We start from the raw sequence: 13,386 nt of genomic DNA on the forward strand, positions 1-13,386 counted from the left end.
GCTTAAAAAATTGCTTTAGGTTTTGGTAATAAAATATAAACGCCCATTACATCTGGTGGTAATACTGGAGTCGATTTTTCATAACTTCTTCCACCAATTAAAGCTTTAAATCTTCCGTGTGCTTCTACTAATTTATCAGCACGTTCTGCTGCAATAGCTATGAAAGCATCTTTTTTGTTTTCAAAAGAATGTAATTCTTGATCTAGCAATTGTTGTTGTCTTTCTAAAGGTAAATTGCTCAATGGAATTGCCTTAGCTACTAAATTTTGTGCTTCTTTAAAATCGATAGCCTGTAAATCTCCATTCTGCTCTGAATAACCCCATAAACACATTTCTTCTGCCACGGATTCGTTTTTAGAACGAACTTCTTTTACTACATTTCGTACTCGGAACATCACAAGAGTAGTCTTGTTTGTTACACTTTCGGTTTGAATGACACTAGTACGCGCTAAATTATAATTATTGCCTTCTTCTTCAAAGGCATTACTGATTACATAATGACACAATTGTTCGATAAATCGGTGGTTACGACCAATGTATTGATATCCTTTAGGAGTGGGAGAATTGAATGCGATTTTTGTTTCTGTTTTCCCTTTTGCTTGTTCGGTTGCTGTTAATAAAGCCACTTGTAAATGTTTAGGCAAGTTGGTGACTTGTATTCTATAACCATCAAAATCTTGTGTTACTGAAGCTCCTAATAAGGACAATGCATAAGTAGCGAAACTTTCTACCACTTGTGGATCTCCGATGGCTTCATCTACTTCTTCTAAATCTTTTTTGATGGCTTCTGCATCTACTGATTCTTGAGCAAAAATAGAACGTAAGTTTTCTCCTTTTTTTCTAGCCAATTCTAGTTCGTTATCAATCTTAATTTTATCCTCTTGGAACAGTGTTAATTGATCTGCTTCTGAACTAGTTTTTAAGATTTTCTGCGTTAATTCCGCCATTAGTGATTTGTTGTTTTCACCAATAGGAATAGTAACTCCAATACTTCTTTGAATTTCACGCACTTTACGAATTAACACTTCCAAAATGAATTTATCCATTGGATTGTTTTCTCCGTAGAGCATATAGGTTTTGATTTCCTTTGAAGTTTGTCCGAAACGATCGACACGTCCTTCACGTTGTTCAATACGGTTTGGATTCCAAGGTAAATCATAATGCAACACCGCATTGAAAAGATCCTGTAAATTGATTCCTTCACTCAAACAGTCAGTTGCAATCAACACCCGTTTTTCGTGTTCGCCCATTCTTTGGATTTCTTCTTTTCTTTGTTCATCGGCTAATTCCGATGTGATGGCTTGCACTAGAACATTTTTTGGAAGCGCTTGTCTTAATTTTTCTTCTACATATTTAGCCGTAGCAATGTAATGACAGAAAATGATAGGCTGAAATCCTGTTTTTAACCATTTTTGAATGATATCAACCGTATGTTTTATTTTTAAATCGGTATCCGGATTTTCAATTAGTAGTTCTGCTTTACTTAATAGGTTGGTTAAACCTTGTAATTCATTAGCCTTGTAGTCTACAGCATTTAACAAATCGTTTCTAGAGAAATCTACTCCAAAGTCATTTTCTTCGAATAAGGTATTTTCAACAGCTTCTGTTCCAATTTCAACTTCTTCTTCCTCAGAAGTTACTTTAGCATGGCGCTTTTCTAACATTTCTTTTGCCATCACTGGACTTGACATAGCCCCTTTGATTAAAGCAATAGCTGCCCATGAACGTAATAATTTGGTGTTTTCATTATCGGTTTCCACTTCCGAAATACCACGAGCAAATGTCACTAAATCATTATAAAAAGCCTTTGTTGTTTCTGATAAGGTAAAACCAACTTCTTTGGAATCTCTATCAGGAAACAAAGTATCTTCATTCAACCATCTGCGAATGTTTTCTCTTTTTCTTTGAATGAAATATTTGGCAATGTTCTTTCTTTCCGCTTGGCTTAACTTTTCAAAATCTAATTCTCTGAATGATGGTTTTAACAAGCCTAATAACGATAAAAACTCCTCGTCTTTACCACTATGCGGTGTAGCCGTTAATAAGACTAAATGTCTTTTTTCTTGTTCTGCAATATCATGAATTAAATTGTATCGCTGTTGTTGGTTTTTAGAAGTGGAACCTTTTGGTAATGTGCAAGTATGCGCTTCATCTACCACTACTAATTCAGGGCAATCGTTTAAAAAGATTCCTCTTCGTTTGTCTGTTTTAATGTAATCTACAGAGATTACTTGATAAGGTAAATGATGGAAAACAGAACGATCATCTGGTACCAATCTATCTAATCTTGAAGCCGTACTAGAACGAATGATTTCAGCATCGATGTCTAATTTATCCTTTAATTCTTGTTGCCATTGTTCGCAAAGATGTGGAGGACAAATCACAGCAAATCTTTTGATTTCGCCGCGTTCCATTAATTCTTTAATAATTAATAATGCTTCAATGGTTTTTCCAATACCCACATCATCAGCAATTAAAAGACGTGTTATGTCTTGTTTTAAAGCCATTACTAAAGGAACCACTTGATACGATCTCGGTCTAAAAGATAGTTTTCCCATACTTCTAAATGGTCCAGCTGCATTTCTTAATGAAAGACGGGATGCATTGTACAACAATTTAGCTGTTTCAAAATTTCCTATTTGATTGGGTGTTGGTTCTTTGAAAGTTGCTTTATCAATTTTCTCAAAATCTTTAGCTAATGGCAAAAAAATACCGGTAATTTCTTCATCAGATCCGCCAAGAGGTTTTACTAAAACCACTTGTTCCTCATTAGAAGGTAAAACCATCCAATCGCGATTTCTGTAGCGGACTAAATTACCCGGTGTATATTTTGTATTCATTACAATCTTTATTTTACTTTTCTAAAAATGTCTTTTCTTCTATTCATCAAATCTTCAATTGGCTCTGCATAATGCCAACGAATAACGTCAATTGCTCCTTCTTGCAATATTTTGTTGATCATTTCATCTCTTTTCTTTACCTCATCTTTATCATGAACTGAGCCGTCACAAAATAGTAATGTAGGACCAAAACCAGTATTAAAAACAAAATCGGCACTGATATAATAGTCCTTTAAATTCACCTGCGCTTTATCTGGTAAAACATAGTCGTTTTCGTAAAGATATTTTATCAATTTTAGTTCTGTGCTACTGTTTTTATCATAAGCATCCAATAAATATTTGTATTGCTCTTCACGGTCATTATCACTTCCTTGAACCAATTCCACTTCGCAATCCATCAAATTCTCCAAAGTTTCTTTAATATCATAACGATTTAATACTTGGTGGTGAATTTGGTTATAATAACTTAATAAATCTTGATAAGTTGCATGCGGTAACGATTTTCCTATTTCTGTTTCCTCTCTTGATTCAGCATCAAAATGAAGAATTTCATAACTGGCAATGAACCATTCTTTCATTTTAACAGGATCTGAAATCAACTGAGATAAGATCCCTAGTGAGCCTTCAGAAGCTTCATTTATTAGAATATTTGGTTTTTCTTGATCTCCCATAATACTCACAGCAATTTCACTTTCTTCTACTAAAAATAATTTTTCAATACCGCGTTTTAAAGCATAACTCAATGAAATCACTTGATTTGGTGTAGCGCCAATATTCCCTAAGGGTTGAATGTACAATACATCTGAAGTGTCTTTAGTGTAAAGCGTTATATCTTTTGAATTCTCTTGTAATTCAGGATTATTTTGAATGTTTCTTTCTTGCACCCAAACTCCATTTCTTTGGTCTATTTTAAACCCTTCTTTTTGAGATCTTCTGGCTTTTTTATTGACTTTAACGAGATTGGCTGTTTTGCTAAAATAGAGTTGTAATAGTTTTTCTCCGCCTTTTTTTAAAACTACTGATTCTGTATTTTCAATTCCTTGTGGAAAATTAAAGTAGGATACAATCTCATATCCAGATCTACTTCTTTCTTCTTCGATACAAGAAATTTTTTGCAGCGGGATTCCTTCACATTCTGAAAATTCTATTACGTTTGAAAAATTGCTAATAGCATCCCCTTTTAATTGACTTTTGCTAATAGGGTCGATATTTGCTGTTTTAATTTCATCATTAAAATAGGCATATCCTGTTTTATTGGATACCATTATTTTTTCAGTTGCATTTTCCAAATCAGAAATCATCATTCTGTTTATTCTAAACTTACTTCCCGAATGATATACTGTGTTAGCTGGTCCAAATTCAGATAGTGCTAAGTTTCTAGGGCGAGAAAGTACTTCAACGTCGTCTCTGTAACTTTTTCCTAGTACCGCTCTGACAGGTAGTCTAGTGAAATTATAACCTGGCAAGAAACCTTCTGCTGCTAAATATCGGAACACATAAAACTCTGAATTACTAGAATTTTGTTGTGCCTCATTTTTCAACAAAGCAATTTGTTTTCTGGCAAATCTTTCTTGTTTTGAAGCTTCTTTTCTTTCTTCACTATCCGCCTTATAGGTATGATTGTCTAATATGGCTTGTGCTTTATTTCTAAGTGTACAAGCATTTTGAAACATTCGGATCCATCGTGTAAATGCATTTGAAAATTGCGTTGGAAATTTTTCAATTTTAGAGTCAATCCAACGTTTCGTAAACCAGTTTGTGTTTTTTAATTCTGGTAACATTGACCATGTTATTTTTTCAAATTCTTCCAACAGGGATGCTTTATTGATAGCACACAAATGTTCTATTCTTTCTTGAATATCATTTTTAACAAATATCTTTTGTTCGTTGTTAAGATCTAAAACTTCTGCAGCAGAACTTTTCAATTCACTTATTTCTAAATTCATTAACAAAAAGGCATTCAAGTGAGAGGTAATTAATTCTTCATTAATTAGATCAATTCTTGGAGGCTGAACTGTTCCTGCCACCATCTCTGTTGCATTCTTAAAATAATTTACATCATGTGGTGACATGGTTGAACAATAAGTGAACACTAATGCTGTTTGTCCTCCACGTCCAGCACGACCACTTCTTTGAGCATAATTTGCTGCATTAGGAGGTACGTTTCTCATGTGCACAATATTTAAATTGGCAATATCGATACCTAACTCCATTGTAGGTGAACAAAACATTGTAGATATTTCACCTTTTCTAAAAGCATCTTCTCTTTCAATTCTTTGTGCAGAATTAATTTGACCAGTATGCTCTTTTGCAATTAGTTCTTTATTAAATTTTGTAAAATCTGTTTTATATAAATTTTGAAAATAGTTGTTGGGGTTCAAATCATTTAAATCTGATTGGAAATTAAATCTAGTGTGATCCAATCGAATCGTTTTTTCATCTCCTTTTAGCCATAACAATTGATCCGCTCTAAGTTTAAAATAACTTAATTCAGGATTTCTTCTGTCTTGTTCTACAGTTATTAGGTTTGTAATATGTAATAAATTTAAAATACTTTGCATGAAAGTATCATAATTGTCTCTATTAAGCTTATCTAATCCTTCTTCTACTAGACAACGATTTATGTATTTTCCAAGATTAGAACGATGTCCCATCGAAATTATAAATTTTCCCTTTGGTCTAGGGGAAGGAATAGACAATACCATTTCTGTAGGTTTGTCGATTTTTTCGTTATAATCTAACGACCATAATGAATCTGGATGAAGTCTATCTCTCATCAGGGATTCATTATTTGCTATATCTTTAAAAAACTTATGATCTAAAGCAAAATTAGTTCTAAAATAATCCAAAATATTTCTAAGAAATTCTTTTCGTTTTTCAACCGATATACGTGTTAGATATTCAATGTTTTGAAAACGATCTTCAAGGCTTACTAATTTATCAAGATTTTTATAGTCGATTTCTAAAAGAGCTACTTGTTCTAGGTTTGGTAAGGTATAACGCCAACCTCTTTTTAAGTCTTGAAAAATTCTATACTTTAAATATTCTTTTAAGGCTTCAATATTTCTTTCATCAGGAAAATCAGGATCATTAGATGGATATAATGCATATTGTACTTCTTTCAAATTTAAACTTTGAAATAAAGATTCGGCTATTTCATAAATTTCTATTGGCTTACTAGAATTCTGTAACGCATTAAATAATGCAGCTCTCAATCTAATCGTTGTGTAAAAATCATTGAAGTGTCCTGCTTGCAATGAAGCATCTTGTCTATTATCTGTGAAACTCAGTAGTTTTTGATCTTGCAATGCTTCGCCTTGGTCTACCAAACTTTTTACAACAGCATATGAAATTACAGATGTAGCAGTACTTCTTCCTTCAGAACCTAATCTTGATAACTTAGTAAAATCACTTGTCTTACTATCTTCATAAATAATTTGAGCCGTTGGATCGATTCTTAATTTGGCAGGTATAAAATATCCTTTAATTGGAAAATTAGGTTCAAATGAAAATTGACCATCACTATTAAAATAGATTTCGTGTGGCATTAACATTTTGTAGTATGGAAGTAAATCTGATCCTTGTTTGTTTAACCATTGTGAAGGAACTAAATCAATGTAATCAAGATTCCAAAATTCCTCCCCTTCATCAAGAACAATATATCCATTTTTAAAATCTCTAATATCTGGATTTTTTTGATTAATTTCCTCTTTCTTCTTATTTACGAATTCTTTATTTGGTATGATGGGTATTAAATTACCCTCATCAACATTTAATTCTACACAAATAAAATCATAACCAGAATATCTAGAAAACAATAGAGGATATAGTTTTTTTTCTTTTCCATCAATTTTTAAAAAAGGTTCATCAGATGACGCAATTGTTCTTGTTTTTCTTGGCTCTAACGTAACAGAAATTGAACCCGTTTGAGAAATAAATTGATGAAAACGAAATGGTAAAAACGACTTTCTAGTTCCAGCTATTCTGTTTTCTTCATTTATTTTTTCAGCCCATTTTAGTAAATCAACAATGCAGCTTTTAATTTCCTCTTTAGGTAGAGATGTAACTTTATGAATTTCTTCTGTTATTTGATCAATATTCAAAGGTTTACCTCTTTCTAATGTTCCAAAATTAGATTTTAAAGCTACATTCATTTCAAGCCAATTGGCAAGATCATTCAAAACAAAATCATCTTCATTACCATTGACATCTATACCTTTTTTAATAGCATTAGCCAGCATAAAAGAATTTACCTCTTTTGCTTGTGTACAAGGTTCTAAGTATTCATTAATTATAGCTTCAGAACTAAATTGTTTACCAAATATTTGAGTTGCAACTTCTGCTACTTTTTTCTTTTTTTCTTCAGGTGAACCATGAGAAGCCATTGTAGCTGATGTTCCAATGAATATAATTTTGTTCATAGCTAAAGCCTGAACTCTTCGATTTAATATACTCACATCTGCCCCTTGTCTACCTCTGTAGGTATGCAACTCGTCATATACCAAATACTTAAGATTTTCTTTTATTGAATCTCTTAACCATTTTTCGGACTGACGTGTCATTATCAATTCTAACATCATGTAGTTTGTCAAAATGATATCAGGTTGATCTGTTTTAATTTTTTCTCTTACATCACCACCTTCTTGACCTGTATATTGTGCAAAGGTTATTGGAAAATCTTCCCCATAAGCATTAGCATATTTTTTAATTTCTTCAAACTGAGAATTAATTAAAGCATTCATTGGGTAAACCAAAATTGCTTTTACACCCTTCTTTTTTTCAAATCCTCTGTTGAATAATTCATTAAAAATTGTAGCTAAAAAAGTTAAAGACTTACCAGACCCTGTTCCTGAGGTAACAACAAAACCACGATCTTTGACTCCTAGTTCTATAGCTTCAACTTGATGTTTATATAATCTATAAGACCCTAATGCTTTAGAAAGGTTTGGATGAACAGTTGCCTCTTTAATTAATTCTTCAAATGATTTCCCTTTTTCAAATGAAGGATTAAATTGAATTAAAGGCTCAGGTATAATGTTTTTTACTAAAGTTTCATTCTGAATATAGTCTAAAATCTTTGAATCATTAATGTTGATAAAAGACTGAAGGTATTCTTTGTAATCGGATATAACTTGATTGTGCGTAATGAATGCGTCCATTGATGTTCTTCCTGTTTATTTAGAAATATGTAAATCCGTAAATCTAAATAATTTTATAAGAAAAACCTATTCAATTTTTGAACTTATTAATTCATTTTTTCAACTATTTTACATATTGATAGACAATAACTTAATTGTTTTTTTTTTACAACTATTTCCATTCCCAATCAGTTCATTTATTAGCGAAAATACCGTTTCTTATTAAATCCCTTATTCACTTTAAGCTTCGCAAAGCTACCGATAGGGATTTTTAGAATATATTTTACGCTTCAGATCTAACTCACTCAGATTTATCATATCCTGATAACTAACTTCTTTCAACTCAATAGCTCTATCCTTCATAAATTGCCAATACTGATTATACTGACCAATACCGAGTATGAAATAAATATTTTGTGTGACACCATCAAATTCATGTCGAATATCTTCTACATAAAAATAACTGATATCAAGACTTGCCGTAACGAATGGAAGACTTATTCCTTCACCAACTCGTGGTAAATGTTCTAAATGACCCATAGTAAAGTAGCATAATTTATCATAGAACTTTATGTGAAAATGATACAAGACTTTTTTAAAGCTTAGTTTATAACAACCTGTATAATTAAATATTTGACCATGCATCTCAAGCAATAACTTTCGGAGCGTGTGTGGCTTTAGCCCGGTTTCCAATTCCACATCTTTTAATTTTGGAAATGGAATATCCTGCTCTTCATCCAGGTAATCCTTGGCGTGTAGGAATTCTATAATTGGCTGGTATTCTTTTTTGTCTTTAAAGAATTCCTTTAATTGCTCCCTGATGTACATAAAATCTATGACAATTCTTTTTATTGATATTGGGGTTTTCATATTTATTTTTTCTTTTAAAAATATAGAATAAACAAGAAAAACTCGCCATTAAATATTCATTTACAATGTTTTACAAACCTATATCGCATATCGCGATATGCGATATGGTTTTATTAATCATCTTTTATCTTTTGTTTCGCTATCAAAAGCGATGAGGTTAAATATTTGTCTCAGTCTTGAGCGAACACGATTTCCGTAACAGTTTTCCAGTTCTGAAGCTGACAATTTTGTGGTGATGTGGGTGACTGTTTTGTTTTCAATAAATTGTTCATAACGACTAATAAGAATTTCCGCCATTACATTTCAATTGTTCCCGAAATGTTTGATTTGTTGTTCGGCTCCTAAATCGTCGAAGCAATAACCGGATTTGACATACAGCTTTTTGCTTAAGATTTACAATGTAATTAAGCATGATTTCTAAGCCTTGATTAATAAACTTGACTTCGCTTTTGTCTCAGATTTTTATTTCGCGGTTGTGTTTGTGTTATTAAAACGGCTAAATTAGGTATTTACAGCTATTTTCTGACAATATTGTAGTGTTAATAACAAAGTATACCGCCGAAGATATTAAGTTGTTTTATTTGTCTTTATTTTGCTTCTGTTAAGAAATCAATTAATAGGCAGTTTTAGTGCATAATTTTGAATTTGAATCGAGTTTTTTTTCGGCATGCTCAGATTGTTTTTTCATTGTATCGGGTTTTGAGATTGGAATGCTTTACCTTTTTTTTCGCGCAACTTTTTTTTGGTTTGATTAGGTTTTAATTTCTGAAAAATGTTTCATTTTTTTTTTTTTTTTTTTTGAGTTTAGGATGTGTGTTTACCCATGTTTGAAATTTTTATATAGTTTATAATGTTTATATAGTTTATAGAAGGTACTAGAGCTTGTACAGTACCTGTCCCACTACTAGTACAGTACCTGTCCCGCTACTAGTACAGTACTTGTCCCACTACTAGTACAGTAGTTGTTCAATAGCATGTTCACTTTTGTATCGATTTTTTTATGTTTTTAAGAAGGTTCCAGCTAACCAAAAAAAATATCAACTTTCTAAGATAAGCTGAAGGTTCGTTAACTGTTTAGTTTCAAATAATGATTGACTGACTTAACGGTTAACTTGTTTTTTTAGACTGACTTGATTTTATGTTACTTACAGCGAATTTCTGTTTTAGAATCGCCATATCATTACTAATCTTGTTATCCAGGATTTTCGCATAATGTTGTGTCGTTTTTAAATTTGTGTGCCCAAGCATCTTACTAACCGTTTCCAAAGGAACGCCATTGGAAAGGGTTACAGTCGTTGCAAAAGTATGTCGGGCAATGTGGAAGGTTAGGTCTTTTTTAATGCCGCAAACGTCGGCTATTTCTTTTAAATAGGCATTCATTTTCTGATTGGATAATATGGGTAATAAACAGCCTTCGTTTTTGCAGGTTGGGTGATTTTTGTACTTATCCAGGATTGCCTGTGCTGTTGGTAATAATGGTATTTTAGAGGTTGTGTCTGTTTTTTGACGGTTTTTGAATAACCATTTGTCGCCATCGATTCCGATAGTTAAGTTATGATTTGTAAGTTGTTTAACGTCGATGTAAGCAAGGCCGGTAAAGCAGCTGAATATGAAAATGTCGCGGACTAGGGTTAGGCGATCAGTTACAAATGATTTTGTCATAATATCTTCTATTTCCTGTTCTGTTAAAAAGTCTCGTTCTTTTTCTTTTACTTTTCCACGATATTTTACAAATGGGTCTTTTTCAATCCATCCATTTGTATAAGCCTGTTTGACTATTTTACCGAAGTTTCTAATGTATTTGATTGTCGAGTTATTATTGCATTTTTTGACTTTTCTTAAGTAGAAATCAAAATCATTTAGAAATGCAAGGTCGATGTTTTTTAAAGGGATATCACTAACATTATATTGATACTGTAAAAACTCTTTCGTATGACTTAAAGATGTTTCGTACTTTTTATAGGTGTTGTTTGAATACTCAAAGCCAATTAATTCTTTCATCCTTTTATTGTGTTCCTCGAACAAAATAATAAGCTTATGACTTCGTTCTTCAATACCCAAGAATTTGTTTTTGAATGTCTGAGAATTTATGTCTATATTATTATTGATCATATTTTTCTCGGTTTCATATACCTTGTTCCGGAGGATGTCAAGGTAACTGTTTATTGTTCTGGCTTCTTCAGAATTACCTTTTATTTTACCGGATTGCGAGTTCCATTTTGATTTCTCGATGAACTTTGAAGTACTTAATTCGATTCTTTTACCGTCAATGGTAATTCTTAAGTAAATTGGAATTAACCCGTTTTTTGTCTCTTTTACAGATTTCGCGTAAAAGAGAATTGAAATTTTGTTTTTCATGTTGGTAGCCTTTATTTGTTATTCAATTTATTTATAATCATTTCTTCATACAAGATGTTCATTCTTTGAACTGGTTGTATTTACTGGGGTTTACAAGAAATTCGGTTACCTTATTTTCTAATTTTTCGGGTAACCGATTTAGTGTTAATCCTTTTACGATTTATTGAATAATTTGAATAGCTGAAAAACAAAAAAGCCCGTAAATCATACGATTTACAGGCTTTTGCATTTAAATAGTTTTGTTCTAGTGGAGTCGGAGAGAATCGAACTCTCGTCCAAACAGGCAATCAAAGAGCTTTCTACACGTTTAGTTTCCGCTTGGGTTTTCGACAGGAAGCAAGGCCGGAAACCGCCACTTTCTGCTTAGCTTTATCAGTGTCAGAACGGATTTAAAGCATTACCGTTCCTAGGTTTACTTTTACGGTTCCCCTGTACCAGACGCCATAAACCAAGGCTTCTGAGGAGAATCTAGCTTTCCTACCTGGTAGGAACTAGGCAAATCTTACTATGATTCAGATTAAGCAGCTAAAGCGTAATTATTTTCGCCGTTTAAAAGTCGTATAGCAGAGATTTACGAGCCTACCATACTTGGCTCGACGTGCTTACTAATCAATTCCACCCGCTGTCAAAACCAGTCGACCCCGATGAAATACGATTTGTGTTGTACAAAAATCAGACCGCAAAGTTAAAGTATTTAATTTTCTTCCGAAAGTCTTTCGTTGTTTTTTAGGGGTTCGGAACCTCAAAACACATTTTAACAGCAGAAAATTATTTTTTTGTTGGAGTTTCGGGTAAAAAGTATTGCACCGCTACGCTTTAAATGTTACATTTGGGCGAAAATTATTAAAAACAAACCGAACTAAAGTGTAAAATTTAAATAATTGTTATAAAAATCAGACATTCATTTAGAATTTTACAAAGATTGCCTTACAATGAAATTTGGAATAATTAAAGAAAGAAAAAATCCGCCGGACCGTCGTGTGGTGTTTACTCCATCGGAACTGGTGAAGCTTAAAGAACTGTACCCTCAGGCAGGAATTGAGGTAGAGTCGTCTGATATTCGTGTTTTTAAAGACGAGGAATATACCAATTTAGGTTTTGAAGTTACAGAAGACGTATCCGATTGCGATGTCTTAATTGGCGTTAAAGAAGTGCCCGTTGAGGCGTTGATTCCGAACAAAAAATATTTTTTCTTTTCCCACACGATTAAAAAACAGGCCTATAACCGAAAATTACTTGTTGCTTGCTTAGAGAAAAACATTGAATTATACGATCACGAAACCATCGTAGACCATACCAATCACCGTTTAATCGGATTCGGGCGTTATGCCGGGATTGTGGGGGCTTACAACGGTTTCAGAGCTTTCGGAATCAAGTACGAGCTGTTCAATTTGCCGAAAGCGGAAACCTTGCACGACAAAGCAGCTTTAGTAGAGCGTTTGCGCCGTCCGATGTTACCGCCTATCAAAATTGTTTTAACCGGTCACGGAAAAGTGGGCATGGGAGCGAAAGAGATTTTAGATGCGATGAAAATCAAGCAGGTTTCGGCGGAAGATTTTTTAAATAAAACGTTCGACAAGCCTGTTTATACGCAAATTGATGTACTCGATTACAACAGGCGAAAAGACGGTGAAGCCGCTTCAAAATTAGATTTCTATGAAAATCCAGGTGATTATGAGTCTGATTTTGAAAGATTTACAAAAGTAGCGGACATTTTTATGGCCGGACACTTTTACGGCAACGGTGCACCGGTTATTTTAACCCGTGAAATGTTAAATGCACCCGACAATAAAATCAAAGTCATTGCCGATATTTCCTGTGATGTTAACGGTCCGATAGAATCGACTTTGCGCGCTTCCACGATTGCGGAACCTTTGTACGGGTATTATCCGAGCCAGGGAACCGAAGTGGATATCAACCATCCCGGAGCAATTGTGGTAATGGCGGTAGATAATCTGCCTTGCGAATTACCAAAAGACGCGAGTGAAGGTTTCGGCGAAATGTTTTTAACCCACGTTATTCCGGCGTTCTTCAATGACGATAAAGACGGAATTCTAGCAAGAGCCAAAATCACCGAGAATGGAAAACTAACCGAAAGATTCCAATATCTGCAGGATTATGTAGATGGGAAATAGTGAGAAGTGAATAGTGAGAAGTAAAAAACTATAAATATAAGCCCC

General features: G+C 33.3%; 5 protein-coding genes, 1 other RNA gene and 1 pseudogene. 1 reads left to right on the forward strand and 6 read right to left on the reverse strand.

Annotation, left to right across the window (positions count from 1 at the left end; genetic code table 11):
* Positions 1 to 2 precede the first annotated feature (2 nt).
* From G498_RS0108020 to ssrA, 6 genes and pseudogenes are all read right to left on the reverse strand, one after another.
* On the reverse strand, positions 3 to 2,840 hold the full coding sequence (locus tag G498_RS0108020) for a helicase-related protein (protein ID WP_026980705.1): 2,838 nt from the start codon (positions 2,838 to 2,840) through the stop codon (positions 3 to 5).
* Positions 2,841 to 2,848: 8 nt separating this feature from the next.
* The gene (locus G498_RS0108025) at positions 2,849 to 7,999 is read right to left on the reverse strand and encodes a DEAD/DEAH box helicase (protein WP_026980706.1); all 5,151 of its coding nucleotides are present in this window, start codon (positions 7,997 to 7,999) and stop codon (positions 2,849 to 2,851) included.
* Positions 8,000 to 8,233: 234 nt separating this feature from the next.
* Complete coding sequence (locus G498_RS0108030; protein WP_026980707.1) at positions 8,234 to 8,848, reverse strand: hypothetical protein; 615 nt, start codon at positions 8,846 to 8,848, stop codon at positions 8,234 to 8,236.
* Positions 8,849 to 8,965: 117 nt separating this feature from the next.
* Positions 8,966 to 9,214: pseudogene (locus G498_RS15960) on the reverse strand (ATPase); the annotation flags it as partial.
* 741 nt (positions 9,215 to 9,955) lie between these two features.
* Positions 9,956 to 11,206 (reverse strand): site-specific integrase, encoded by a 1,251-nt coding sequence (locus G498_RS0108035; RefSeq protein ID WP_026980708.1) that lies wholly within the window; start codon positions 11,204 to 11,206, stop codon positions 9,956 to 9,958.
* A 245-nt stretch (positions 11,207 to 11,451) separates the two neighbouring features.
* Positions 11,452 to 11,849, reverse strand: a transfer-messenger RNA (tmRNA) gene (ssrA, locus tag G498_RS15610).
* Positions 11,850 to 12,138: 289 nt separating this feature from the next.
* Here ssrA and G498_RS0108040 point away from each other — a divergent pair.
* Complete coding sequence (locus tag G498_RS0108040; RefSeq protein ID WP_026980709.1) at positions 12,139 to 13,341, forward strand: NAD(P)-dependent oxidoreductase; 1,203 nt, start codon at positions 12,139 to 12,141, stop codon at positions 13,339 to 13,341.
* Positions 13,342 to 13,386 lie beyond the last annotated feature (45 nt).

Source organism: Flavobacterium suncheonense GH29-5 = DSM 17707, from assembly GCF_000430025.1.
Lineage (GTDB): Bacteria > Bacteroidota > Bacteroidia > Flavobacteriales > Flavobacteriaceae > Flavobacterium > Flavobacterium suncheonense.

What these genes read in the sequence shown, in the direction of transcription:
- G498_RS0108030 (WP_026980707.1), bottom strand. Translation starts at nt 8,848, where the DNA reads ATGAAAACCCCAATATCAATAAAAAGAATTGTCATAGATTTTATGTAC.
- G498_RS0108035 (WP_026980708.1), bottom strand. Translation starts at nt 11,206, where the DNA reads ATGAAAAACAAAATTTCAATTCTCTTTTACGCGAAATCTGTAAAAGAG.
- G498_RS0108025 (WP_026980706.1), bottom strand. Translation starts at nt 7,999, where the DNA reads ATGGACGCATTCATTACGCACAATCAAGTTATATCCGATTACAAAGAA.
- G498_RS0108020 (WP_026980705.1), bottom strand. Translation starts at nt 2,840, where the DNA reads ATGAATACAAAATATACACCGGGTAATTTAGTCCGCTACAGAAATCGC.
- G498_RS0108040 (WP_026980709.1), top strand. Translation starts at nt 12,139, where the DNA reads ATGAAATTTGGAATAATTAAAGAAAGAAAAAATCCGCCGGACCGTCGT.